Source organism: Enterobacter genomosp. S (genome assembly GCF_001631805.1).
Lineage (GTDB): Bacteria > Pseudomonadota > Gammaproteobacteria > Enterobacterales > Enterobacteriaceae > Enterobacter > Enterobacter quasihormaechei.
Window position 1 is genome coordinate 281,399 of the sequence record NZ_LVVA01000001.1, and the last position, 25,693, is coordinate 307,091.

Here is a 25,693-nt window from a genome sequence, read left to right on the forward strand (position 1 = left end):
ATGATGCGCAGACTGGTGAATTATCTGATCAATAACATTCGCGAGCATTTCATGCTCTACATTGTGCTCTGGTCGCTGCTGGCGATCGTTGACGTCATCTATATCGTATTCTTCTGAGAATACTCGCTGACATTTACTGACACTCCTTTAAGTTTATTTAACTTCTATTTTTTATAAAAACTCACCTCAAATTTATTGAACGAAGCGATTGAAATACATCGCGCAAACACATTCAAATTCGCTGAAATAAATTAAATAAAAATCATTATTCTTTTTTTTCAGTTGCATTATTTATTTAACCCGTTCATTTTTAGTGCTCAGACATTTGAGAACGGAAATTCATATGCAATGGCGTAACTCTTCCAGCCGCTACGGAATAATATCCATGTGCTTACACTGGCTATTTGCGCTTGCCGTCTATGCCATGTTTGGTCTCGGCCTCTGGATGGTGACATTAAGCTATTATGACGGTTGGTATCATCAGGCTCCCGAATTGCACAAAAGCATTGGGGTTCTGCTGATGATGGGTCTGGTTATTCGCATAATCTGGCGACATATCTCTCCGCCCCCACCTGCCCCCAAGAGCCATGGTCGTCTTACCCGCATCAGCGCTGTAGGTGCACATATCGCACTCTATGCCCTGCTGTTCGCCATTCTGATCAGCGGCTATCTCATTTCGACCGCAGACGGCAAGCCGATCAGCGTGTTTGGACTTTTTGACGTCCCCGCCACGCTGGCTGACGCCGGTTCACAGGCTGACACCGCAGGTGTGGTTCACCTGTGGCTGGCATGGAGCGTGGTGATCTTATCGGTTCTGCACGGCCTTGCGGCCCTGAAACACCACTTTATTGATAAAGACGATACGCTGAAGCGCATGCTTGGCCGTTCGTCAGTTGACTCTGGAGCATAAAATGAAAAAACGCCTGTTGGGTATCGCATTAGGTTCGCTGTTATTCACCACCGGTTCGGCTGTCGCTGCTGACTATAAAATTGATAAAGAGGGTCAGCATGCCTTCGTCAATTTCCGTATTCAGCATCTGGGTTACAGCTGGTTATATGGCACGTTCAATGATTTCGATGGCACATTCACTTTCGACGAGAAAAACCCTGCTGCCGATAAAGTGAATGTCACCATTAATACCAACAGCGTCGATACTAACCACGCCGAGCGTGATAAACATCTGCGCAGCGCTGAATTCCTGAACGTGGCGAAATTCCCGCAAGCCACCTTCGCGTCGACAGCGGTAAAGAAAGACGGTGATGAGCTGAATATTACCGGTAATCTGACGCTGAACGGCGTAACAAAACCGGTAACGCTGGAAGCGAAATTAATCGGCCAGGGCGACGACCCGTGGGGCGGCAAACGCGCTGGTTTTGAAGCCGCAGGCAAAATTCATCTGAAAGATTTTAATATCACCACGGATTTAGGCCCGGCATCGCAGGACGTGGAGCTGATTATTTCGGTGGAAGGCGTTCAGCAGAAGTCATAAAAAAAGGCCCGGCAGGCTTTTGCGCCGCCGGGCATCGTTTTACTCCGGGTCCGGAATACCCAGTTTAGTATTCAGTCGACCCCGGGATTTATTAAAGATCTTATTCCCATTCTCGCGGCCGGCACGGCGGCGGCGTTGCTCTTCTTCAGGCAGCAGACTCTCTTCACTGCACAGCTCGCTACAGCAGCCATTGTACTTCTCGGCACAGGCAGGACACTGAATAAACAGCAGATGACAACCGTCGTTTTTGCAGTTGGTATGCGTATCGCACGGCGTACCGCACTGGTGGCAGTGCGCGATCACATCCTCTGAAATTCGCTCGCCCATACGCTCGTCAAACACAAAGTTCTTACCGATAAAACGCACCGGTAAACCCTGCTCGCGGGCGCGGCGGGCATACTCAATGATCCCGCCCTCAATGTGCCAGACTTTATTAAAACCGTTGTGCTTCATCCAGGCACTGGCTTTTTCGCAGCGGATCCCCCCGGTGCAGTACATCACGATCTTTTTGTCTTTATGCTCCTGCATCATCTCTACGGCTTTCGGCAGCTGCTCGCGGAAGGTGTCGGCAGGGATCTCCATCGCATTTTCAAAGTGGCCCACTTCATATTCATAGTGGTTACGCATATCGATGAATACCGCATCCGGATCGTCGAGCATCGCATTCACTTCAGCGGCCTTAAGGTACTCACCCACATTGCCGGCATTGAAGCTCGGATCGTCAATACCATCCGCCACAATACGCTCACGCACCTTCATGCGCAGCACCCAGAATGATTTACCGTCATCATCCAGCGCAATGTTCAGGCGCACCCCATCGAGCGCGGGATCAAACCCGTAGAGGAGTTCGCGGAAGGCGCTGACCTTGCTTTCCGGCACGCTGATCTGCGCGTTAATCCCCTCTCGCGCCAGATAGACGCGGCCAAACACGTTCAGGGCGGTGAAAGCCTGGTAAAGCGCATCGCGGGTCGCCTGTGGATCGTTGATGGTGAAATATTTATAGAAAGAGATCGTTGTGCGCGGTTCGGTTTCGGCCAACATGCGCGCTTTCAACATCTCATTCGAAACGCGGTTGTGTAACACTGGCATGGTGTACAAGTCCTGCAATCGTTGAGAAATAAAAATCGGTCGGCATGATATAGCAAACAAAGACAATTTACATCCACACAATTTACGCTACATTTCAGTCAATCTGATTTATCAGACTTAACACTTGCAGACTCTTTCATGTTTCGATGACAGATATTTTGGCTATCCATTAAAAAATGAGACAATAGCCCTTCAGGACGTAAGAACACAGGACAGACATGACCCAGTTACCGAAATTTACTGCCGCGCTTTTGCACCCCCGCTATTGGTTAACCTGGTCAGGCATTGGCTTGTTGTGGCTCATTGTACAGCTGCCTTATCCGATTATTTTCCGCATGGGTAAAGGACTGGGCCGCGTTGCTCAACAGTTTATGAAGCGTCGCGCCAGGATCGCGTATCGCAACCTTGAGCTTTGCTTTCCTCAGATGAGTGAATCTGAGCGCCACGACATGGTGGTGAAAAACTTCGAATCGGTCGGTATGGGGCTGATGGAGACCGGCATGGCCTGGTTCTGGTCGGATAAGCGCATGGCGCGCTGGACGGAAGTGGCCGGCACCGGCATGGATCCCGTGCACCATCTCCAGGCCAACCAGACTGGCGTCCTGCTGATTGGCGTTCATTTCCTGACCCTCGAAATTGGCGCACGCATGTTCGGTATGCAGGCGCCAGGTATTGGCGTTTATCGTCCTAACGACAATCCGGTGATCGATTTGATCCAGACCAACGGACGCATGCGCTCCAACAAAAGCATGATCGACCGCAAAGATCTGAAGGGAATGATCCGCGCCCTGAAATCAGGTGAGGTGGTCTGGTATGCCCCTGATCATGACTACGGCCCGCAATCCAGCGTGTTTGTCCCGTTCTTTGCGGTTGACGAGGCCGCGACGACCACCGGGACCTGGATGCTGGCGCGGATGTCCAAAGCCGCTATCGTGCCGTTTGTGCCACGCCGTAAGCCGGACGGTTCAGGCTATCAGCTCATCATGCTGGAGCCGGAACTCGCTCCGCCGCTCGACGACGCGGAAACCACCGCGCGCTGGATGAACGGCATTGTCGAGAAATGCATTATGCTCGCCCCGGAGCAGTACATGTGGCTGCATCGCCGCTTCAAAACCCGGCCTCAGGGCGTCCCTTCTCGTTATTAATCGACATGCGGCCTTCCGGGTCGCATGTTGTTTTAGCTTTAAAAGCTCCCGTCATTGCGGCAATCATAACCCTGGCGCATAATTAGCAGGCTTATTACCTCACTGGTCACGGTGCCCTGCACCCCATAATGCGGATAGTTATGTCCCCCTCAGATGCTCCCATAAACTGGAAACGTAACCTGACGGTTGCGTGGCTGGGCTGTTTTCTTACCGGCGCCGCCTTCAGCCTGGTCATGCCCTTCCTGCCCCTTTACGTTGAACAGCTCGGCGTGACCGGCCACAGCGCGCTGAATATGTGGTCCGGGCTGGTGTTCAGCATTACGTTCCTGTTCTCCGCCATTGCGTCGCCGTTCTGGGGTGGCCTGGCCGACCGTAAAGGCCGCAAAATCATGCTGCTGCGCTCCGCGCTCGGGATGGCAATCATTATGCTGCTGATGGGCGTGGCGCAGAACGTCTGGCAGTTCCTGATATTACGCGCGCTCCTGGGCCTGCTCGGAGGGTTTATCCCGAATGCTAACGCTCTGATTGCCACCCAAATCCCGCGCCAGAAAAGCGGCTGGGCGTTGGGTACGCTTTCCACTGGCGGCGTAAGCGGCGCGCTGCTCGGTCCGCTGGCAGGCGGGCTGCTGGCCGACCACTACGGACTGCGGCCGGTCTTCTTCATTACCGCCAGCGTGTTGTTCCTCTGCTTCCTCGTGACGCTTATCTGCATCCGCGAGAATTTCACCCCCGTGGCCAAAAAAGAGATGCTGCACGCCCGTGACGTGCTGGCCTCGCTAAAAAATCCAAAGCTGGTGCTGAGCCTGTTTGTGACCACCATGATTATCCAGGTGGCTACCGGCTCCATTGCGCCTATTTTGACGCTTTATGTGCGTGATCTGGCCGGAAACGTCGGAAACATTGCCTTTATCAGCGGACTGATCGCCTCCGTGCCCGGCGTGGCCGCGCTGCTGAGCGCGCCGCGGCTCGGCAAGCTGGGAGACCGTATCGGCCCGGAGAAGATCCTCATCTGCGCCCTGATCGTCTCCGTTCTGCTGCTTATCCCCATGTCGATGGTGCAATCGCCGTGGCAGCTCGGGGTGCTGCGCTTCCTGCTGGGGGCTGCGGACGGCGCGTTGCTCCCGGCGGTGCAGACGCTGCTGGTTTATAACTCCACCAACCAGATTGCCGGGCGTATTTTCAGCTACAACCAGTCGTTTCGCGATCTGGGTAACGTCACCGGGCCGCTGGTCGGGGCGGGGGTTTCGGCCAGTTTTGGTTTCCGGGCCGTTTTTATCGTGACGGCAGGCGTCGTACTGTTCAACGCCATCTATTCCTGGCTCAGCTTGTCCCGGGCGCTACGCCCGGCGCGCATAACACAACATCGTGACGGCTAATTTTCTTATTCATACTTGCAAAATCATATAATCAGCTATTCTTTCCCTGAATACCTTCACGTAAAACAGGGAGACACTAATGACCATGTACGCCACGCTGGAAGAAGCAATTGATGCCGCTCGCGAAGAATTCCTCGCCGATAATCCCGGTATTGAGGAAGAAGATGCTGACGTGCAACAACTCAATATCCAAAAATATGTCCTTCAGGACGGCGATATTATGTGGCAGGCCGAGTTCTTTGCTGATGAAGGTGAAGACGGAGAATGTCTGCCGATACTGAGTGGTGAAGGTGCGCAGGCCGTATTCGACGGCGACTATGACGAAATTGAGTTACGTCAGGAGTGGCTCGAAGAAAATACGCTGCACGAATGGGACGAAGGTGAGTTTCAGCTCGAACCGCCGCTGGATACGGAAGAAGGTCAGGCCGCAGCGGATGAATGGGACGAGCGTTAAGCTCCCGTTACTCGTACGGGCCGTGGCTGGCATCGATGGGCAGCAATAGCGTATCGAAAATCAGTGAAAACGGCAGATCGAGCACGGTGAGATAGCGCCACGCGGAATCGCGCACATCCCACTGCACGCCGGGATAGTACTGATTCCCGTGGCCCTGTCCGGGGATGGTGCGGCTGATAATGCTGCCGCAGCCGCTGAGCAGGCATGCCATCATCACGACAATGATTATTCTCATGAGTAACCTCTAAAAAAATACCGGCGATTAAGCCGGTATTTTATTTGGCGGATGGCGCTTCGCTTACCCGCCCTACTTAACTACTTATTTCGCCTTCAGCGCCAGCGGGTTCAGCTTCACGTCTTTATAGTAGTTCACCCACGAAGAGTATCTCTCCGGCGCGGACCACACGCGGTAGTGAAGCCTTGCCATCGTCACCGGATCGCTCAGCAGCACCAGACGACGGTCACGGTTAAGCTTTTCTGGCGTCTCGTTCAGCGCCTGCTCAACGTGGCGATCGCGGGCGATCTCCAGCACCTGGCTGGCGCGGTGACGCGCGGTCGCCATTGCGGTTGCCAGGGCGTTGAATGACGGGTTGAACACGGCGTGCATAAAGCCATCATCCAGCGTGCGTTTGCGGTTCTGCTCCAGGTAGGTATCGGTATCCACCAGCACCTGCGGCGGAGAATACTCTTCCGGGATCAGGAACAGCTTCCAGCGTTTGGTACGCAGGCCCACCGTGGAACGGCTGGAGATCACCGACACAAACGGCGAGAGGATCAGCGAGAAGACGATTGGCGCAAGCCAGAACAGGAAACGCAGATCCAGCCAGGCCATCCCGACGGCCCACACCAGCCCCAGTAGCAGCTGAGAGCCGTGGCGCATAAAGGCTTCACTCCACGGCGTGGAGTCATCGTCACGCTGCGGTGAATTCCACACCACTTCCCAACCCAGGAACGCGCTTACCACGAATACCGTGTGGAACAGCATACGCACCGGTGCCAGCAGGACCGAGAACAGCACTTCCAGCAGCAGTGAAAGGGTTACGCGGCAGAAACCACCGTACTCCTTCGAACCTTTACACCAGATCAGAACGATACTGAGCAGCTTCGGCAGGAACAGCAGCACCATGGTCGACGCGAACAGCGCAATCGCCAGCTCCGGACGCCACTGCGGCCACACCGGGAACAGCTGGCGCGGTTGCAGGAAGTACTGCGGCTCCGTCAGGGCATGCACGACCTGCAACGCGGTTGAGAGCGCGAGGAACATAAACCACAGCGGTGCAGAAAGATAGGACATCACGCCCGTCAGGAACACCGCCCGGTGAACAGGATGCATCCCCTTCACCAGGAACAGGCGGAAGTTCATCAGGTTACCGTGACACCAGCGGCGGTCACGCTTGAGCTCATCCAGCAGGTTCGGCGGCAGCTCTTCATACGAGCCCGGCAGATCGTAGGCAATCCAGACGCCCCACCCTGCACGGCGCATCAGCGCGGCTTCCACAAAGTCATGCGACAGAATGGACCCGGCAAACGACCCTTCACCCGGCAGCGGCGCCAGCGCACAGTGCTCGATGAACGGCTTCACGCGGATAATGGCGTTGTGGCCCCAGTAGTGAGACTCGCCCAGCTGCCAGAAGTGCAGGCCGGCGGTAAACAGTGGCCCGTAGACGCGGGTCGCAAACTGCTGGCAGCGCGCATACAGCGTGTCCATACCGGAGGCTTTTGGCGAGGACTGAATGATACCCGCGTTCGGGTTAGCTTCCATCAGACGCACCAGACCGCTCAGGCAATCGCCGCTCATGACGGAGTCTGCATCCAGTACCACCATATAGCTGTACTGATTACCCCAACGACGACAGAAGTCATCGATGTTCCCGCTTTTACGCTTCACGCGGCGGCGGCGACGACGGTAGAAGATCTGCCCTTCGCCCTGCACTTCGGCAATCAGCTCCATCCAGGCTTTTTGCTCTGCCACGCAGATATCCGGGTTGTAGCTGTCGCTCAGGATATAGACGTCGAAATGCGCCGCGTTACCGGTCGCCTTCACGGACTCCCAGGTTGCACGCAGCCCTGCAAATACGCGGTCAACATCTTCGTTACAGATAGGCATGATCAGCGCGGTACGGTGCTCGGGATTGAGGGGTTCATCCCCGACCGTTGACGCGGAAATGCTGTATTTGTCACGTCCCATCAGCAGTTGCAGGAAGCCCATCAGCGCGGTCCAGAACCCAGCGGAGACCCAGCAGAACAGCACGGCGAACAGCAGAAGGATGCCGCTCTGTAAAATGTACGGCAGCAGCTGCATGAAGGAGACCCAGATATCCTGGCCAATCATGTCAGCAGGGTTAATTAACGCCCAGCCCTGGTACGGCAGAATGGTTTTCATGTACCAGGTGGCGACGACCGTTTGCGCCAGCGTCAGCAACAGCAGAATGTAACGACGAATCGTTCCTACGGTACGCCATTTCTGCTCGGACGCCTGCTGTTCTTTGGTCAGACGTGACAGATAGCGCGGCGTTACGTCACGCCCACGCAGGCGATCCCAGAAGCGGCCCACCGGGTTGGTGCGCCACGGGTCGGGGAACATAGAGGAACGCGTCGCTTTCGGCATCGCCTGAAGCTGATCGCGTCCTTCGTCGTCTTTAATCAACTGCCCTTCTGCCAGCGAGTCTGGCCAGGCCTGCTCCAGACGCGCCTTCACTGACCCCAGCGGCGTATCATCATCACGGGAAAAGTGACGGTGTTCACCATCCAGCGCGGTGTGAACCGCGCGGATGTCGCTCGCAGGCAGCGCCGCTTTTTCGATGTCCGTCAGCGGCATGGCATCAATATATTCAGATGTATTATTCATTGGCAGGTAGCTGATAGCTCCAGGTTTCACTCAGCGGCTTATCGTTACTGACCAGCGCGGCGCGCATTTCAGTGGTCTGTTTCGGATCTTTCACCTTCACGCGCAGGGTTAAACGCCACCCTTTAGTCACCGGATTGTAGCGCACGGCGTTTTCAACGATTTCACCGTTATCGCCAATGCTCGCCTGTGACGTCACGGGAGTATCCGGCGCCAGTTTTTTCATATCCTGCCCGGTGAAGTCCACGATAAACGCCAGCGTGCCATCCGGCTGACGAATCAGGTTGGACTGCTTCACGTCACCCGTCGAACGACGCGTCTGCATCACGTACGCGTTATCCGGCGCGTGCAGTTTGTCTTCGTCACGGCTGAAGGTGATCGCATACTTGAAGTTCATCTCTTTACCGGCTTCCGGCAGCTGATCCGGTGTCCAGTACGCCACGATGTTATCGTTGGTTTCATCGTTGGTTGGAATTTCAACCAGCTCAACCTTGCCTTTACCCCAGTCACCTTTCGGCGTAACCCAGGCGCTTGGGCGCAGATCGTAGCGGTCATCCAGATCTTCAAAGCGGGAGAACTGACGGCCACGTTGCAGCAGACCAAAGCCCTGCGGGTTTTCCATCGCAAAGCTGCTGACCGCGAGGTGTTTCGGGTTGTTCAGCGGACGCCAGATCCACTCGCCGTTACCGGCATGGATGGAAAGGCCATTAGAATCATGCAATTGAGGACGGAAGTTGGTTGCCGGAGACGGCTGATTCGGCCCAAACAGGAACATACTGGTCAGCGGCGCAACGCCCAGCTTGCCCACTTTATCGCGCAGGTAAACTTTAGACTGCACGTCAACCACCGTGTCACGCCCTGGCATGATCACGAAGCGATAAGCGCCGGTCGCACGAGGGGAGTCCAGCAGCGCATAAATTGTCAGACGTTTGTCGGTTGGTTTTGGACGTTCGATCCAGAACTCGCGAAAACGAGGGAATTCTTCACCTGATGGCAGCGCGGTATCAATCGCCAGACCGCGCGCAGAAAGCCCGTACACCTGCCCCGCGCCAATCACGCGGAAGTAGCTGGCGCCAAGCATGCTGACGATTTCGTCGTTTTTATCTTTGCTGTTAATCGGATAAAGCACCTTGAAGCCTGCGAAGCCGAGGTCTTTCACCGTGTCTTTATCGTGTTGCACATCGCCAAAATTGAAATAATCCGGGCTGTACTTGATTTTGCGTACCGCAGTCGCCGTCACTTCATTGATGGCAACCGGCGTATCGAAGTACATACCCTGGTGGTAAAATTCAAGCTTGAACGGGGTTTTAATATTGTTCCAGTACGCTTTATCGTGATTGAACTGGATCTGCTGATAGTCCGCGTATTTCATGTCGCGGAAAACGGAGGGCAGGTTACTTTTTGGCGCTTCATAGCTCTTGCCCGCCATCGATTTTGCCTGTTTTGCGACATCATCGATGTTAAAGGCCAGTGCAGATGAGGTATACAGTGACAACAGCACTGCAACACCCAACCAACGCATTTTCATCATTTGTGGTTTATGTTTCATAATAAGTAAGCACTTCCCCCTTTGTGTGCTTATATCGATCCGATCCATTTTAATGGAAACTCAGGCAATCCGACAACATTATCACTGCTTTGTTCAGCTCGCTGGCTCATGGATTAAGCAAATGAAAGAACCCGCTTTTCACTTTGCGTGCTTATCCTGGAGACAGGGTGTCGGTCTTGGTGTAGGGTTGGCTCCGAATGTAACCATTATGAGCCTTAGGGATAAGGCGAAAAGTCTGAGAATGCGCAAAGTTATATGAGCACAACCCCTGTACAACGTGAATATTTCCTCGACTCGATCCGCGCATGGCTCATGCTATTGGGGATCCCTTTTCATATTTCACTGATTTATTCCAGCCACACCTGGCACGTGAACAGTCAGATGCCTTCCTGGTGGCTTACGCTGTTTAATGATTTTATTCATGCCTTCCGCATGCAGGTGTTTTTTGTCATTTCTGGATATTTCTCCTACATGCTCTTTTTGCGCTATCCCCTGAAGCGTTGGTGGAAAGTGCGCGTGGAGCGCGTGGGCATACCGATGTTGACGGCCATCCCGCTGCTGACGCTGCCGCAGTTCATTATGTTGCAGTATGTTAAAGGGAAAACGGAAACCTGGTCGAATCTCTCCCTTTATGAGAAATACAACACCCTGGTCTGGGAGCTGATTTCCCACCTCTGGTTCCTGCTGGTTCTGGTGGTGTTAACCACGGTAAGCGTGCTGATCTTCAGCCGGCTGCGCCAGCGCGCGAGCTCAACATCCTCTGCCTTTTTTGCCAACATCACTCTGGGCAAGCTGTCGCTGCTGTTTCTTGCGCTGGGGATTGCGTATGCCGCCGTCAGGCGTACCCTGTTCCTCGTCTATCCCCCTATTCTGAGCGATGGGCTGTTTAATTTCGTGGTGATGCAGACGCTGTTTTACATTTCCTTCTTCCTGATTGGCGCGCTGGCGTTTATTCATCCGCGGCTTAAAGCGCTGTTTACCACCCCCTCCCCCTGGTGTGCAGTGGGTGCTGCGCTGGCCTTTGCTGCCTATCTTCTCAATCAGCGCTACGGCAGCGGGGACGCGTGGATGTATGAAACCGAGAGCGTAATAACGATGCTGATGGGCCTGTGGATGGTGAACGTGGTGTTCGCGCTGGGCCATCGCCTGCTGAATTTTAAATCCAGCCGCGTAACCTATTTCGTTAATGCTTCGCTGTTTATCTACCTGGTTCACCATCCGCTGACGCTGTTTTTCGGGGCATACATTACGCCACATATTGCCTCGAATGCGCTGGGCTTCTTCACCGGTCTGGTCTTTGTGGTTGGCATTGCCATCGTGCTGTATGAAATCCACCTGCGGATCCCGCTTTTGCGTTTCCTGTTTTCAGGCAAGCCTCAGGTTAAAGCGTGATAACAAAACGGCGCCATCAGGGCGCCGTTTTTGCATCTCAGACATCAAAATAGCTGGCTGCGCTCGGTCAATATCCGCTGATACAGGTCGGCGGTGTGCTCGTCGAAACAGACAAAAATAACTTTTTCCGGCATGGGCTTAAGGGAAAGGTAGTGATAAACGGTATTCACGGCGATCGTTGCGGCCGCTTCCTTTGGATAACCGTAAACCCCCGTGCTGATGGCGGGAAACGCCATGGTCTTATAGCCGTTATCGGCCGCAAGCCGCAGGCAGTTACGATACGCCTGCTCCAGAATCTCAGCTTCATGATGGTCGCCGCCGTGCCAGACGGGGCCAACGGTATGGATAACCGCTTTGGCCGGGAGATCCCCCGCCAGCGTAATGACGGCATGCCCCGGCGGGCACTCTCCCTGCTGCTGGCGCACGGTTTTGCATGCTTCCAGAAGCTGTGGGCCTGCGGCCCGGTGAATGGCACCGTCCACTCCCCCTCCGCCCAGCAAGGAGGAATTGGCTGCGTTGACGATCACGTCAACGTGCACCGTCGTGATATCGCCATGAATAACGTCGATTTGCGGTCTCATAAACACCCTCTGCAACCCGCCCTTTTCTTAAGTGTATCGCAGAGGGAGAGGGAGAAAAACCGTCGTGAAAGAAACGGCTGCTAGCGGTAGTCCACCTGAACAACCGCGAGCGTTTTCTCTTCATTCAGGTATTTCATGGTGACAGCGGCCAGGTTTGAATGAGGATGATGTCCCCGGAGCGCCTCGTCATAACTGATGGTATGCGTTTTCATACGGTTATTTTCCGGGCAGGAAATCGCAAACTGCTGATGCTGAGGAGCGACTTCGCACGGGTCGGCCACCACCGCGCCACGAAAATGAATAACCCCACCATTTTCAATGGTTGCGGAATAAGCCGGAGAAAAAAAAGAGGACAGGATCAGTCCCAGACCAGAAATAATACACGCTGCGGATTTGAACATTATTTGTACTCCTCAATGAAATTCGTCCATGAGGGGTAAAAACGCTCCGTTATGACCTGTGAAGTATCAATTTAAGCAACCCAATTACCGGGTTCTTGATATCAGCATAGCTTACCTGCGCAGCGCCGCCACTTTAATAAATGATTGATTTCATGAATGATTAAAGCGTACTGGCCGGTGCATTCCACTGCTGCGATAAATGGAGCGAATTTTCATCAGAAACGGTGACAATCATTTTTACCGCATCCCCTGAGTAAATATTTAAACCGATCCGCGTTAAATCAATCGGCTGATTAACGGGTATTAGAAGGGTATTTTTCTGCCGCGCCGCCGGCGAACGGTTTCACGTTGATCGACAGTGCAACAAAAAGGCGAGATTTCCGTCTCGCCTTTTTTTATTCACTTACCGCCGAAACGTTCTGGCTCTTCTCGCGTCGGGCTGCCAGCCAGAGGCCGCTGTTCTTCATGGCATAGCCAAACAGTAAACCCAGCATGAGTGAAGGAACCACCAGCTTCCAGTCCCCCTGCCCTGCAAAGGTCGCGCAGGCACCCATGAACGTGCCGGGCACAAAGGACAACAGCAGATGTTTTGCCTGAACGCACATCAGGAAGGCCACAACACCGGTCATGACGTAACCCAGGATTTCCATATGCGGTGCCAGCGCGCTGCCTTTCATGATGACCAGTGCCCAGACCACGCCACTTAGCAACGTGCAGCCTGAAATAAACAGCCCTTTGAGACCCCCCTGCGGGCAGGCGAAGTAGGCCGTGCAGCCAAGGAAACCGGCCCAGCTCAACAAACCGAGCGACACCGCCACCCAACCCCAAAGGCCGGAAAGGATGCCAGTCGTGATTGCAATACAAAGTAATATATTCATGGTGCGCATCTTAGCAGATGCGCACCCGGGAAATGAGATCGGAAGCACATTACGTGCAAGTTGAAATGTATCGTTGCAGAATTTTTGTGATCTAAATCACTCTTCGTTCTCTTCTTCCAGCTCATCCCACATGGCAGCGATAGCATCACGCGTCAGCGGAGCCAGCGTTCTCCAGAATGGTGACGTTGCGTGCGCTTCCACTTTGCCCAGGAAGGTTCCAACCCAAGGCAGGAGATACGTTTCGAACAGGGTTTCAATCGCCTCGTTCTCATCGTCACCAGCATTATCTTCAATCCAGGAGGCCGCCAGTAGCAGCGTACCGATATGATCGGCTGGCATATCCGTCAGCGGCATACCGCGTTCTGAGAGAAATGCCCGTACTTCCGCTTCGGTTGCCCCTTCCTGCCAGGCAGAACGATACGGCGACACGCGACACTCTTCTCCCACGAACAGCGCGTTATAATCGGTGGAAATCTGCTGCATATCGCAGCTTTTTTGCAAGCGTTCCAGCAGCTCATCCTGTTCCAGCGGCCAGTTCTGCGCCAGCTTACCTTCACGGATTAGGGTAAACAGCGGAACCAGAAGCGGATCCTGCGGCTGGCGGTAATATAAGGTGCCCAGCACGCGGCAAAGGATGGAAAACTCATTCATGTTTTTATTCCATTAGTCATTAAAGATCGGCAAATTCATCAATCGGCGCCATGCCGCGCGACTCAAGGAAGTCGAGCATACGACGCGGCGTGACGTTCAGGATGCGTTCTTCCGGGAAATCCACATCCTGCAATATTTTCAGGCATTCGCTGAAATCACCCAGCGTAAAGGCCGTGTGAGAATCAGAGCCCAGCGCCACCATTCCGCCCGCGTCACGCACGGCAGCCGCCACGTCGCGACAATTGGCTTCACTGCCCTTACGCGAGTGAACGAACGAAGAGTTGTTGATCTCCAGCGCCACGCGGTGCTTCGCCGCCGCCTGCGCCACGGCCTGAATATCAATCGGGTATTTAGGGTTACCCGGGTGGCTGATAATGTGCACGTTGCCGCTGGCGATGGTGGCAATCATCGCTGCGGTGTTGGTCTCTTTATCCTGCGGCGCAAAAACCGGCTCATGGAAACCGGCGAGGATCAGATCTAACGAAGCCAGCATCGGGCCAGTGCAGTCAATTTCACCGTCGGTATTTTTGATGTTCGCTTCGATGCCGCGCAGTATCCCGATACCGTCCACCAGACGTGGCCAGATACGCATATTCACAAAATGCCAGTAGTGCGGCGCATCCGCCATATCCGGGCCGTGATCGGTAATCGCAAACAGTTTGATGCCTTTCAGCTTCGCCTGAGCGATATAATCATGGAGGTTACTGTAAGCGTGAGTACTGGCGACGGTGTGCATATGCAGGTCAACGGGATACATCTTTCTCTCCTCTGCGGTTTTTCCAAAGGATAGCAGTTATCAGCGTCGAATATTAGCAAAAACCCGGCGAACGCCGGGTTTATCTCAGTAGCCTCGCTGTCTGTCGACCTGTCCGGTCACCGCGTTGCCCTTCTCTATTTCGCTGATGGTATGCGAGATGTACGCCACGGCCTCCGCCGGTCGCGTTACGGCCGCAATATGGGGCGTCATCGCCACGCGTGGGTGAGCCCAGAGCGGGCTTTCTGTTGGCAGCGGTTCGCGGCTATAGACATCGAGCATTGCGCCTTTCAGCTTACCGCTGTCCAGCGCTTTCAGCAGATCGTCTTCCACCACGTGCACCCCGCGCGCCAGGTTCATTAAGTAGCTATCGTCTGCCAGCTGGTTGAGGAGCGCGCCATTGATTATGCCCACCGTTTCCGCGGTATTCGGCAGCAGGTTAATGAGTACCCGTGTCTCTTTCAGGAACGCCGGAAGTTCATCCATTCCAGCAAAGCTCTCGACGCCCGGATAATCCTTACGGCTGCGGCTCCAGCAGCGCAGCGGGAAGCCCCACGGGGCGAGTGCCTCTGCGACTTTCGAGCCCAGGACGCCTGCACCGAGGATGCCGATGGTGAAATCTTCACGCTGATAATCCGGGAGAGGTTCCCAGTGGGATTGCTGCTTAAAGGCCTGATAATCGTCGAAGCGGCGGAACCAGTGCAGCACCTGACTCACGGCATATTCCTGCATCTGCTGTCCCATACCGGTATCCTCCAGACGGAACAAAGGAATATCTTCCGGCAGCATTTCAGGGTGAGCCTTCAGCTTGCTCAGGATGGAGTCTACCCCCGCACCAAGGGCAAACACCGCCTTCAAACGGCGGCCCTGTAGCATTTCGACCGGGGGATGCCAGACCAGCGCGTAGTCGGCATGTTCATTATCGCCCCGCTTCCATTCGCGAACGCGTGCGCCAGGCAGTGCCGCCGTGAGCGCGTTGATCCAGTAAGCCGTATCAAAAGTGGGGTGATAGAAGATAATATCCATAGTCATTCCTGCCTTTTATTGCGCTGTTTTATTTTCATTTTCAACTGGATTGCCAGCATAACAAATTTATCAGCGAACCGCGTTGCTGATAAAAGAGGCGCTTTTCGCACATTTCGGAATCAGGTTGCCTGAAGTTTGTATAAACGCGCTAAATTACTGAAAAAGTGGGTTGACGCCAGTACGGCTTTTCCTTACATTAGCGCCCGTCCCGGCAACAACGGGATGACAATATGGTGAGGTGTCCGAGTGGCTGAAGGAGCACGCCTGGAAAGTGTGTATACGGCAACGTATCGGGGGTTCGAATCCCCCCCTCACCGCCATATTTGAAGAAGAGCTCGCATGAAAATGCGGGCTTTTTTTTTGCATATTGCACGTCTGTGGGGGGATTCTAACCCTTTGGCTCCGTGCGAAACGCCTGTCGGGTGGCGCTTCGCTTACCCGACCTACAGGGACTTTACTCCTCCACCATCCGTGCGTACTCTTCGGTGAGAAAATCCACCAGCGTCCTGACCGACGGCAGCAAACCTCGTCTGGAAGGATACACCGCATGGATCACCTCCCGTTTGGGTTCCCACGCATTTAGCACACGAATAAGTTCACCTGATGCCAGCTGATTCTTCACCATCAAAATGGGCAGCTGCACCAGGCCCACCCCCGCCATCGCCGCTTCCCGCAGCGCCAGCATGTCGGTGGTCACCAGGCGCGGCGTGAAGTGAACTTCTGCTTTCGCGCCTTCCGGCCCGCTTAACTCCCACTTATGCAGATGCTTACCCGCGCCCATGCTTAAACCCGGCCATGCGCTGAGTTCAGAAGGCGCCGTCGGGTTGCCCATCCGTTCCAGCAGTGCCGGCCCGGCAACCAGACAGTGCCCCCTGTCCGCCAGCACCCTTAATACAAGATCGCTGTCATCAAACGGGCGCGGACGAACGCGGATCGCCACATCCACCCCCTCCGCCACCAGATCCACCCGGCGGTTGGTCGCTTCGAGCTGGAGGTTGATCCCCGGATAGCGCGCCATAAATCGCGCCAGCATGGGACCCACGTGCACGTGCAGCAGGGTTACGGGGCAAGTGATCCTGACCACGCCGCGTGGCTCGGCCTGCAACGCCGCCACCGCCTCCTCCGCCGCTTCGGCCTCTACCAGCATGGCTTTACAGTGCTGATAGAAAGTCTGCCCCACTTCCGTCACCGTAAACTGCCGCGTGGTTCGCTGTATCAGCCGAACGCCCAGGCGCTCTTCCAGCTGGGCAATCCGGCGGCTTAGTTTTGACTTGGGCTGATCGAGCGCCCGACCTGCCGCCGCAAAGCCGCCATGCTCCACCACCTTCACAAACCATACGAAATCATTGAGATCCTGCATACGCCTCCATTGTTCCATTTCAGGAACAGTGAATGTCATTTTCGCTATCTACCGGGATATTAACCGTGAATATAAGCTAATTACATCAACAGAACATCAGGAGTTAATCATGAAAAACGTAACAGGCGTCTATACCGCCCCTCGTCCGCACTGGGTCGGTGATGGTTTCCCGGTTCGTTCAATGTTTTCTTACCAGACGCACGGCGAACCGCTGAGCCCGTTCCTGCTGCTGGACTATGCCGGTCCCTACAACTTTCCGGCGGACGGCGCGAAACGTGGGGTGGGTGAGCATCCTCATCGCGGTTTTGAAACGGTGACCATCGTTTACTCAGGCGAAGTGGAGCACCGTGATTCCACCGGCAGAGGCGGCGTAATCGGCCCGGGCGACGTGCAGTGGATGACGGCAGGCGCCGGCATTTTGCACGAGGAGTTCCACTCCAGCACGTTCTCGCAGAAAGGTGGTGAACTGAAAATGATGCAGCTGTGGGTCAACCTGCCCGCCAGGGACAAAATGGCGACGCCAGGCTACCAGAGCATCACAAAGGCAGATATCCCGGTGGTCCCCCTGCCGGATAACAGCGGAACATTGCGCGTGATTGCTGGCCGCTTTGACGATGTCACCGGCCCGGCGCATACCTTCTCACCGCTGAACGTATGGGATCTCACGCTGCACCAGGGCAGCCACCTGACGCTTAATCAGCCCGAAGGCTGGAGCACGGCGCTGGTTGTACTTGAGGGGAGCGTGACGGTGAACGGCACTACGCCCGCCGGTGAGGCGCAGCTGGTCGTGTTGAGTCAGAGCGGTGACAAACTGCATCTCGAAGCCAGCAGCGATGCCAAAGTGCTGCTGATGGCCGGTGAGCCGCTGAATGAACCGATTGTGGGCTACGGCCCGTTTGTGATGAACAGTAAAACCGAGATCGCCGAAGCTATACGCGATTTTAACTCCGGCCGCTTTGGCCAGATCTAAACCTGATAAAGGAGAGCATTATGCCTACACCTGCTAACTTCAACGGTGCGCGTCCCGTTATTGAAGTTAATGATGCCGTTATGCTGCTTATCGATCACCAGAGCGGGCTGTTCCAGACCGTTGGCGATATGCCGATGCCTGAGCTGCGCGCCCGTGCGGCGGCGCTGGCAAAAATCGCCACGCTGGCGGAGATCCCGGTGATCACCACGGCGTCGGTTCCACAGGGGCCGAACGGCCCGCTTATTCCGAGATCCACGCCAACGCGCCGCATGCGCAGTATGTGGCCCGCAAAGGTGAGATCAACGCCTGGGATAACCCGGAATTCGTGGCGGCGGTAAAAGCTACCGGTCGCAAGACGTTAATTATTGCAGGCACGATCACCAGCGTCTGCATGGCCTTCCCGTCCATCAGCGCGGTGGCGGACGGATATAAAGTGTTTGCGGTGATTGATGCCTCCGGCACCTACAGCAAAATGGCACAGGAGATCACCCTGGCACGCGTGGTACAGGCAGGCGTGGTGCCGATGGACACGGCAGCCGTTGCCTCTGAAATTCAGCGGACATGGAATCGTGAAGATGCGGCGGCTTGGGCGGAAGTCTACACCCATATCTTCCCGGCCTACCAGCTGCTGATCGAAAGCTACGGCAAAGCGCAGGAGGTGGTGAAAAACAGCGAAGTGCTCGATTCGCAGCGTTAATCCTGCGCGGTGCGCCATAAGCTGATTAAGGCTTAACCGAACAGGCACGAATGCAGAAAATCTGCTTGACCGCTTTCGCGCAACTCCCTATAGTAGCGCCCCGTTGCCCCCCAAGCGGTCAGGCAGCAAAACAATATGGTGAGGTGTCCGAGTGGCTGAAGGAGCACGCCTGGAAAGTGTGTATACGGCAACGTATCGGGGGTTCGAATCCCCCCCTCACCGCCATATTGAAGAAGAGCTCGCATGAAAATGCGGGCTTTTTTTTTGCATATTGCATGCCTGTGGGGGGGGATGAGAACCCCCCACCGGGGTTCGACAACTGGCGCAGCCAGTTGGACAGACTGAGAGCGAAGCGAACAGGCTGCCCGCAGGGCGAGCGAAGCGAGTCAATCCCCCCGGGGCAGACTGAGCCGCCTCACCTATAAAAGAAAGCCCGTACAAAGTACGGGCCCGTCTTAACCATTCCTCAGCTATTCAGCTTTCCAGCCGGTTGCTTTCCCTCGGGAGCAGGACTCTGGCCGCTATTCAAACCCTCTTCATCCCTGCGATCCTCCAGCCAGTAATCGGCATTTTTTATCCCAAGCCGAACCGGGTCAAACTGGGGATCCAACCCCTGCGCGTTCTGGGTTTCATAGTCTTTCAGGCTGGCAAACGCTTTTTTATGCAACAGCACAATGGCGATAATGTTGAGCCATGCCATCAGCCCTACCCCAATATCGCCTAATCCCCATGCCAGATCCGCAGTGCGGACGGTGCCATAGACGGTGGAAGCCATCAGACATAATTTCAGCAGGAACGTCAGCCACGGGCGGTGAATTTTACGGTTGATGTAGGCGATATTGGTTTCAGCGATGTAGTAGTAGGCAATGATTGTGGTGAAGGCGAAGAAGAACAGCGCGATAGCAACAAAGTAATTACCAAAGCCAGGCATCATACTTTCCATCGCCGTCTGCACATAGCCAGGACCAGCAGCCACGCCAGCAATACCGGTATAGAGGGCAGCACCGTCGACACCCTGGACGTTATACAGCCCGGTAATCAACAGCATAAAGCCGGTCGCGGAGCAGACAAACAGCGTGTCGATATAAACGGAGAACGCCTGAACCAGCCCCTGCTTCACCGGATGGCTTACGGCCGCCGCGGATGAAGCATGCGGCCCGGTACCCTGCGCCGCTTCGTTAGAATAGACGCCGCGCTTCACGCCCCACATGATAGCCTGGCCCAGAATAGCGCCAAAGCCAGCTTCAAGCCCGAAAGCGCTTTTCCAGATCAGCAGAATAACCGCGGGAAGCTGATCGATATTGATAGCGATAATCACGCAGGCGACAATAATATAGCCCAGCGCCATAAACGGAACCACCATACTGCTAAAACTGGCGATCCTTTTCACGCCACCAAAAATAATAAAACTTAATAACAGGGCAAGTAATGCCGCCGTGACGTTCGGACTCAGGCCAAAGGCAATATCCAGACTCGCACCAATAGAGTTTGCCTGCACGCCTGGCAGTAATAATCCGCAGGAGAAAATGGTTACGATAGCAAATAACCATGCGTACCACTTCACGCCTAACCCTTTCTCAATATAAAAGGCAGGGCCGCCACGATATTCACCGTTAATTTTTTCTTTATAAACCTGACCTAAGGTGGATTCGACAAAAGCAGAACTGGCCCCTAAAAAAGCCACTATCCACATCCAGAAAAGCGCACCCGGTCCACCAAAAGTAATGGCGGTCGCTACCCCCGCGATATTCCCCGTCCCCACGCGACCGGCCAGCGTCATCGTCAGCGCCTGAAACGATGATACGCCTGCCTCGGTAGGGCGGCCCTCAAACATAAGAGTAATCATATGCTTAATATGGCGTAATTGCAGAAAACGGCTGCGTAGTGAGAAATAGAGGCCGACACCCAGACATAAAAATATTAACGCCGGGCTCCAGATAACACCGTTAATTGCACTAACCAGTTCGTTCATGTATGACCCTCAGCGTGATGTTCCAGAGGAAACGATCCCCCGGCGTGTTTCTTGTTAGAATTTTGTTTGAACAAGTACGAAACATAGATAATTACCCAGAAGACACCAACTTAATTTTTGCTGCTTAGTCATGTTCTGTGACAACATTCACGTTTGATTTTAACGAACAATTAGCGCGATCATTATATTTATAGATATTTTGTGGGTATTGTAAATACATATCACACTTTTCTTTTTGTATAAAAAACGCGCATAACTAATGGGCGGTAATATTATTAATACCGCAAAACGATTTCTAAACCCCGTTGAACGCTATAGGAAATAAATATGATTCAAACAAACGTCACTGTTTCAGTGGGAATAAACGAAGCTTCCCGGCATGACGCCGGGAAGAAATGGCTTAAAAGAATGATCTTAATCGGAATAGACTTCCAGCGTGCGTTGACACAGCGCTGAGCGGACGCAATCTTCTTTTGTGAAGCGGACCACCCCAATCATCTCATCTTCCGCAAAACGTGACATGGCATCGCTGAGGCCGGACTTCACGCCCGACGGCAGGTCACACTGGGTAATATCGCCGTTGACGATCACCGTCACGTTCTCCCCGAGGCGCGTTAAAAACATCTTCATTTGCGCAGCGGTCACATTCTGAGCCTCGTCGAGAATAACGACCGCATTTTCAAATGTACGTCCGCGCATATAGGCGAACGGCGCGATTTCCACCTTGCCAATCTCTGGTCGCAGGCAGTACTGCATAAAGGAAGCGCCCAGCCGCTTCACCAGCACGTCATAGACGGGCCTGAAGTATGGAGCAAACTTCTCCGAAATATCGCCGGGCAGGAAGCCCAGATCTTCATCAGCTTGCAGTACCGGACGGGTAACGATGATCCTTTCCACGTCCTTATGAATCAGCGCCTCCGCCGCTTTGGCGGCACTGATCCAGGTTTTCCCGCATCCGGCTTCACCGGTTGCAAAGATGAGCTGTTTACTCTCGATAGCATTCAGGTAGTGCGCCTGAGCCTCATTGCGCGCCACGATTGGCGATGCGTCGCGGCTGTCCCGCGCCATGCCAATGGATTCTACGCCGCTCATCTGCACAAGCGAGGTGACCGATTCTTCTTCACGCTGTTTATGGCTACGTGAATCCCGTCTCAGCACACGTTTTGCTTCACGACGAGCTTTGATCACTGCTTTTTGTCTTCCCATGGATAGCACCTTGAGTTGTTGGTATTCATCACACGCGCCAGCATCGGCACGATTATGCGCACGAACATCAGAGGGTTGGCTTCCTTGTAAGCCATTGCTTGCATTACCGGATGACGATACAGAACGGCTACGCGCACCGCTATGCACGTCGGTCGAAACAGGTTCTTGAGGTGAAGGAGAGAATTGAGTGGTGAGGAAATCGCTGCCGGAGTCTGAGCCTCCGCGCCGGGTACTGCGGTTGTTGTGTTTACCTTGTCCAGTACAGGACGCAACCATTCGCGATCTCCATAGTGAGTAACATCACTGCCGGGAACTACCGCTGTCTTATCTTAAGTACATCAGGGATTATCATAAATGCAACATTTATTTTACCTGAATGCAACTTTTCAGACTGCCCCTACATGGAAAATCAGTCTCATATAGAAATATTACAGAAATATAACAATAAGATAGTCCGTGAAAAAAATAATGTCCCCACGAACTGTCGCAGGGACGATTATCAGGCTTCTGTCAGACCCTGAGCAAGCCAGGCATTCGCGTCACGCGCTCCGGGCAGAGCAAAGAAATAGCCGCCGCCGATGGGCTTAATGTACTCCTCCAGCGCTTCGCCGTTCAGCCGCTTCTGTACGGTGAGAAATCCTTTCTCCAGGTCATGCTGATAGCAGACAAATAGCAGCCCCATATCAAGCTGACCGGAGTGGGTCACACCCAGAGAGTAGCTGTAACCCCTTCGCATCATCAGGCTGGATTGCGTCTCCCGGGTGCGAGGATTGGCGAGACGAATATGGCTGTCCAGGGCGATGACATCGCCGTTTGGATCGCGCGCGTAGTCGGGTTCATCGTGCTCATGCTTCATGCCGAGCGGCGCCCCGGTTTGCTTATCGCGACCGAAAATTGTCTGCTGCTCTTTTAGTGGCGTGCGGTCCCAGAACTCCACGTGGAACTGGATAATGCGCACCGCCTGGTAGCTGCCGCCCACGGCCCAGGCCGGTTCACCCTGATCCGCAGTCACCCAGACCACGTTTTTCATCAGCGCGGCATCGCTGCTGTCCGGGTTGGCGGTGCCGTCTTTGAAGCCCAGCAGGTTCACCGGCGTCTCTTTCCCTTTACTGCGCGCGGCGTGGTCTGAGATAAATCCTTCCCGCTTCCAGCGCACACTGAGCAGATCCGGAGTGTGCTTAATGATATCGCGCAGGGCGTGGATCACCGTATCCTGGGTATTGGCGCAAATCTGCAACAGCACATCGCCGTGGCACAGCGCCGCGTCGAGAGAGTCATTCGGGAAACGGGTCATTTTTTGCAGCGCTTTCGGCTTCTGCTTTGCCAGGCCGTAGCGGTCATCAAACAGCGATTCCCCCACCGACACGGTGATGGTCAGGTTATCGGGAGCAATGAACGCCCCAAGGATCCCGGAATCCATCGGTGGCAGGCGCGGATTCGGTGTTTCCGGCGCCGGACCGCCCGCGGTGAGGAAGGCAATGCGCGTGGTCAGTAGCCTGAAGAGACGCTCCAGGTCGGCCTTATCGCTCGCCAGCGAATCGAAAGCCACCAGCATCATCGAGGCCTGCTGCGGCGTCAAAATCCCTGCCTGGTGCTCGCCGTAAAACGGCTGCGTCTCCATGCGCGCATCCGGCGACAGCGTGCCGGGCGCGCTCTGCGGTTTCGCCGCATGCGCCACCGGGCAACCTCCCGCCAGGGCAAACGCACCGCCCAGCGCCCCTACCCCTTTTAACAACCGACGCCGTGAAGGCTCAGCGACGTCGTACTCGTCATGCTTGTTCATCGTGCTTAATCCAGACCCAGAACGCCGCGCAGCAGGGAGAGATCTTCTGCCAGCGTTGTAATCGGGCCTTTCAGCGCGTTACGGTCGGCATCGGTCAACTTGTCGTAGGTTTCGAACCCGTCCTTAGTGCGGTACTTCGCCAGGATGGTATCGACCTTTTTGAAGTTGGCATCCACTTTCGCCAGCAGCTCGCCGTTCTCTTTTTGCAGCTGAGGCCGCAGCAGATCGACAATTTTCTGCGCGCCGTCAACGTTCGCCTGGAAGTCCCACAGGTCGGTGTGGCTGTAGCGATCTTCCTCACCGCTGATTTTGCTTGCGGCCACTTCTTCAATCAGGCCCGCCGCGCCACCCACCACTTTCGACGGCGGGAAGGCCAGCTCGCTAATGCGCTTTTGCAGCTCCAGCACGTCGGCGTTCAGCTGAGCGGCGTATTTCTCCATCCCTTTGGTGGAGTTATCGCCAAACAGCGCTTTTTCCAGACGGTGGAAGCCGGTGAATTTCGGATCGGCGGCCTTCTGCTCGTAGTCGTCTTCGCGGGCATCAATGCTACCGTCGAGATCGGAGAACAGCTCGGCAATCGGCTCGATGCGCTCGTAGTGCTGACGGGTAGGCGCATACAGCAATTTCGCTTTTTCGATATCGCCCGCTTTCACCGCGTCGGTAAAGGCTTGGGTGCCCGCCACCAGGTCCGCCGTCTCTTTAGTGACGTAGGCTTTATAGGCGGTAATGGCATCGCCAAGGCTTAACAGCGCCGTGCCTTTGGCCGCGTCTGCCGTCGCTGCGCCTTTGACGATCAGCTTACCTTTCGGGTTCGTCAGCAGGCCGCAGGTCATATCATATTCGCCCGGCTGTAGATTAGCGGTCATCTTCTGGCTGAAGCCCGGCGCGATATTTTCGCGCTCTTCCACCACCATCACGCCTTTAAGGATCTCCCACTCCAGCGCCTTCTGGCTGTGGTTCTGAATAATAAACTGGGTTTTACCGCTGTTAACCGTGATGGTCATCGGCTCGCACTGTTTATCGTTGACGGTGACTTTCACCTGCGGGATATCTGCTGCCTGAGCGGCAAAGGAAGACACGAACAGCGCGGCAATGCCTGCGCCTGACGCACTACGACGGAACTGACTGGTCATGACTCTTCCCTTAAAAAGTATGTTGTAACTAATACATCACTTACGGCGCAATGCGCGACGCCTGCGAGCCGGTACGCGGCGGCATAGCGAACAGGATCAGCGCCGGAACCAGATAGATAAAGTACACTGCCACTTCGCTGACGGTCGGCGTTTCCTGGTAGCCGAAGATCCCTTCAAGCAAGGTGCCGGTCAGCGAATGGGTGGACAGAACGTGACTGAGATCGAACGCCACGTCCTGGAAATGGTTCCACAGGCCCGCCTCGTGGAAAGCGCGGATCGCCCCAGCCGCCAGCCCCGCGGCCACCAGCAGAATAAACAGGCTGGTCCACCTGAAGAACGCGCCCAGGTTAAGCCGAATGCCGCCCCAGTAGAGCAGGAAGCCAAGCACAACCGCCGTAGCCAGCCCGAGCATGGCGCCCAACGGCGGCCAGATGCCGACGTCCTGCTGAAACGCCGCGAGCAGGAAGAAAACGGACTCCAGCCCCTCACGCGCCACGGCGAAAAAGACCATCAGGATCAGCGCCCAGCCGTGGTGGTTGCCTTTTTGCAGGGCGTTATCCACCGCCTGCTCCAGCTGCACTTTCACGTTACGAGAAACTTTGCGCATCCAGAACACCATCCAGGTGAGGATCACTACGGCTATCACGGCAACGATGCCTTCAAAAAGCTCTTGTTCTTTCTGAGGAAATTCACCGGTGGTTTCGTTGATAAGAATACCCAGCCCCAGGCACAGCGCCGCGGCAAGGAAAACGCCAACCCACATCACGCCAATCCAACGACCGCGCTGGGTGCGCTTAAGATAACTGGCGATAAGGCTCACGATCAGGGCCGCTTCAAGGCCTTCACGTAACATAATGAGAAATGGAACAAACATGCCGACACCTTAAATGTTTATCGCGGTCAACTGATGCAAAGAAACGTAAATTCTAGTGATAGTGATT

At 54.8% G+C, this 25,693-nt stretch carries 24 protein-coding genes, 2 tRNA genes and 2 pseudogenes; 11 read left to right on the forward strand and 17 right to left on the reverse strand.

Annotation, left to right across the window (positions count from 1 at the left end; genetic code table 11):
* Positions 1-3: 3 nt before the first annotated feature.
* From A3466_RS01415 to A3466_RS01425, 3 genes are all read left to right on the forward strand, one after another.
* A complete protein-coding gene (locus tag A3466_RS01415; RefSeq protein ID WP_063449457.1) occupies positions 4-117 on the forward strand; it encodes a YceO family protein in 114 nt (37 codons plus the stop codon).
* Positions 118-343: 226 nt separating this feature from the next.
* Positions 344-910, forward strand: a complete 567-nt coding sequence (locus A3466_RS01420; protein WP_063449086.1) for a cytochrome b — start codon at positions 344-346, stop codon at positions 908-910.
* 1 nt (position 911) lies between these two features.
* Complete coding sequence (locus A3466_RS01425) at positions 912-1,490, forward strand: YceI family protein (protein ID WP_063449087.1); 579 nt, start codon at positions 912-914, stop codon at positions 1,488-1,490.
* Between the two features lie 39 nt (positions 1,491-1,529).
* On the opposite strand, the gene A3466_RS01430 is transcribed toward A3466_RS01425, so the two are convergent.
* Positions 1,530-2,579 (reverse strand): rhodanese-related sulfurtransferase, encoded by a 1,050-nt coding sequence (locus A3466_RS01430; RefSeq protein WP_063449088.1) that lies wholly within the window; start codon positions 2,577-2,579, stop codon positions 1,530-1,532.
* Positions 2,580-2,797: 218 nt separating this feature from the next.
* Here A3466_RS01430 and A3466_RS01435 point away from each other — a divergent pair, with 218 nt between their 5' ends.
* The 3 genes from A3466_RS01435 to A3466_RS01445 all read left to right on the forward strand — a co-directional run bounded on the left by A3466_RS01435 (position 2,798) and on the right by A3466_RS01445 (position 5,554).
* Positions 2,798-3,724, forward strand: coding sequence for a Kdo(2)-lipid IV(A) acyltransferase (locus A3466_RS01435; protein WP_063449089.1), 927 nt, complete (start codon positions 2,798-2,800; stop codon positions 3,722-3,724).
* Positions 3,725-3,864: 140 nt separating this feature from the next.
* Positions 3,865-5,100 carry a multidrug efflux MFS transporter MdtG gene (mdtG, locus tag A3466_RS01440; protein ID WP_063449090.1) on the forward strand — a complete coding sequence of 412 codons (1,236 nt, stop codon included), beginning with the start codon at positions 3,865-3,867 and terminating at the stop codon, positions 5,098-5,100.
* Positions 5,101-5,179: 79 nt separating this feature from the next.
* On the forward strand, positions 5,180-5,554 hold the full coding sequence (locus tag A3466_RS01445) for a MysB family protein (protein WP_003858026.1): 375 nt from the start codon (positions 5,180-5,182) through the stop codon (positions 5,552-5,554).
* A gap of 7 nt (positions 5,555-5,561) precedes the next feature.
* On the opposite strand, the gene A3466_RS01450 is transcribed toward A3466_RS01445, so the two are convergent.
* From A3466_RS01450 to mdoG, 3 genes are all read right to left on the reverse strand, one after another.
* Complete coding sequence (locus tag A3466_RS01450) at positions 5,562-5,789, reverse strand: YceK/YidQ family lipoprotein (RefSeq protein ID WP_063449091.1); 228 nt, start codon at positions 5,787-5,789, stop codon at positions 5,562-5,564.
* Positions 5,790-5,873: 84 nt separating this feature from the next.
* On the reverse strand, positions 5,874-8,402 hold the full coding sequence (mdoH, locus tag A3466_RS01455) for a glucans biosynthesis glucosyltransferase MdoH (protein WP_063449092.1): 2,529 nt from the start codon (positions 8,400-8,402) through the stop codon (positions 5,874-5,876).
* Complete coding sequence (gene mdoG / locus A3466_RS01460; RefSeq protein ID WP_063449093.1) at positions 8,395-9,948, reverse strand: glucans biosynthesis protein MdoG; 1,554 nt, start codon at positions 9,946-9,948, stop codon at positions 8,395-8,397. Before mdoG ends, mdoH begins: the two co-directional genes overlap by 8 nt.
* Before the next feature lie 255 nt (positions 9,949-10,203).
* Between mdoG and mdoC the strand changes: the two genes are divergently transcribed.
* Positions 10,204-11,340, forward strand: coding sequence for a glucans biosynthesis protein MdoC (gene mdoC, locus A3466_RS01465; protein ID WP_063449094.1), 1,137 nt, complete (start codon positions 10,204-10,206; stop codon positions 11,338-11,340).
* A 44-nt stretch (positions 11,341-11,384) separates the two neighbouring features.
* On the opposite strand, the gene ymdB is transcribed toward mdoC, so the two are convergent.
* The 7 genes and pseudogenes from ymdB to ghrA form a co-directional block, all read right to left on the reverse strand.
* Entirely contained in the window at positions 11,385-11,921 is a 537-nt protein-coding gene (gene ymdB, locus A3466_RS01470; RefSeq protein WP_063449095.1) for an O-acetyl-ADP-ribose deacetylase, read from the reverse strand.
* An 80-nt stretch (positions 11,922-12,001) separates the two neighbouring features.
* Positions 12,002-12,322: a type 1 fimbrial protein gene (locus tag A3466_RS01475; RefSeq protein WP_063449096.1), complete on the reverse strand. Its 321-nt coding sequence runs from the start codon at positions 12,320-12,322 to the stop codon at positions 12,002-12,004.
* 160 nt (positions 12,323-12,482) lie between these two features.
* Positions 12,483-12,647 (reverse strand): annotated as a pseudogene (locus A3466_RS21915) (curli assembly chaperone CsgC); the annotation flags it as partial.
* A gap of 70 nt (positions 12,648-12,717) precedes the next feature.
* Positions 12,718-13,200 (reverse strand): DUF1097 domain-containing protein, encoded by a 483-nt coding sequence (locus tag A3466_RS01480; RefSeq protein ID WP_074160891.1) that lies wholly within the window; start codon positions 13,198-13,200, stop codon positions 12,718-12,720.
* A gap of 96 nt (positions 13,201-13,296) precedes the next feature.
* Positions 13,297-13,851 carry a TorD/DmsD family molecular chaperone gene (locus A3466_RS01485; protein WP_063449098.1) on the reverse strand — a complete coding sequence of 185 codons (555 nt, stop codon included), beginning with the start codon at positions 13,849-13,851 and terminating at the stop codon, positions 13,297-13,299.
* Between the two features lie 19 nt (positions 13,852-13,870).
* Positions 13,871-14,608 (reverse strand): phosphatase, encoded by a 738-nt coding sequence (locus tag A3466_RS01490; protein WP_063449099.1) that lies wholly within the window; start codon positions 14,606-14,608, stop codon positions 13,871-13,873.
* Between the two features lie 84 nt (positions 14,609-14,692).
* Positions 14,693-15,631 (reverse strand): glyoxylate/hydroxypyruvate reductase GhrA, encoded by a 939-nt coding sequence (gene ghrA / locus A3466_RS01495; protein ID WP_063449100.1) that lies wholly within the window; start codon positions 15,629-15,631, stop codon positions 14,693-14,695.
* Positions 15,632-15,863: 232 nt separating this feature from the next.
* Here ghrA and A3466_RS01500 point away from each other — a divergent pair.
* A tRNA-Ser gene (locus tag A3466_RS01500) sits at positions 15,864-15,951 on the forward strand.
* Between the two features lie 134 nt (positions 15,952-16,085).
* Here A3466_RS01500 and A3466_RS01505 read toward each other — a convergent pair.
* On the reverse strand, positions 16,086-16,991 hold the full coding sequence (locus A3466_RS01505) for a LysR family transcriptional regulator (protein ID WP_063449101.1): 906 nt from the start codon (positions 16,989-16,991) through the stop codon (positions 16,086-16,088).
* Between the two features lie 109 nt (positions 16,992-17,100).
* On the opposite strand from A3466_RS01505, the gene A3466_RS01510 reads away from it, so the two are divergent.
* The 3 genes and pseudogenes from A3466_RS01510 (at position 17,101) to A3466_RS01520 (ending at position 18,883) form a co-directional block, all read left to right on the forward strand.
* Positions 17,101-17,961 (forward strand): pirin family protein, encoded by an 861-nt coding sequence (locus tag A3466_RS01510; protein WP_063449102.1) that lies wholly within the window; start codon positions 17,101-17,103, stop codon positions 17,959-17,961.
* A 20-nt stretch (positions 17,962-17,981) separates the two neighbouring features.
* Positions 17,982-18,658: pseudogene (locus A3466_RS01515) on the forward strand (isochorismatase family protein).
* Between the two features lie 137 nt (positions 18,659-18,795).
* Positions 18,796-18,883 (forward strand) — tRNA-Ser (locus A3466_RS01520).
* 241 nt (positions 18,884-19,124) lie between these two features.
* Here the strand turns inward: A3466_RS01520 and A3466_RS01525 are convergent.
* The 5 genes from A3466_RS01525 to efeU form a co-directional block, all read right to left on the reverse strand.
* Positions 19,125-20,630 (reverse strand): alanine/glycine:cation symporter family protein, encoded by a 1,506-nt coding sequence (locus A3466_RS01525; RefSeq protein ID WP_063449103.1) that lies wholly within the window; start codon positions 20,628-20,630, stop codon positions 19,125-19,127.
* 414 nt (positions 20,631-21,044) lie between these two features.
* Positions 21,045-21,836 (reverse strand): phosphate starvation-inducible protein PhoH, encoded by a 792-nt coding sequence (gene phoH, locus A3466_RS01530; protein WP_172807014.1) that lies wholly within the window; start codon positions 21,834-21,836, stop codon positions 21,045-21,047.
* Positions 21,837-22,335: 499 nt separating this feature from the next.
* Positions 22,336-23,619: an iron uptake transporter deferrochelatase/peroxidase subunit gene (gene efeB / locus A3466_RS01535; protein ID WP_063449105.1), complete on the reverse strand. Its 1,284-nt coding sequence runs from the start codon at positions 23,617-23,619 to the stop codon at positions 22,336-22,338.
* 5 nt (positions 23,620-23,624) lie between these two features.
* Positions 23,625-24,752: an iron uptake system protein EfeO gene (gene efeO / locus A3466_RS01540; protein ID WP_063449106.1), complete on the reverse strand. Its 1,128-nt coding sequence runs from the start codon at positions 24,750-24,752 to the stop codon at positions 23,625-23,627.
* A gap of 40 nt (positions 24,753-24,792) precedes the next feature.
* A complete protein-coding gene (gene efeU / locus A3466_RS01545) occupies positions 24,793-25,626 on the reverse strand; it encodes an iron uptake transporter permease EfeU (protein WP_063449107.1) in 834 nt (277 codons plus the stop codon).
* Between the last annotated feature and the right edge of the window lie 67 nt (positions 25,627-25,693).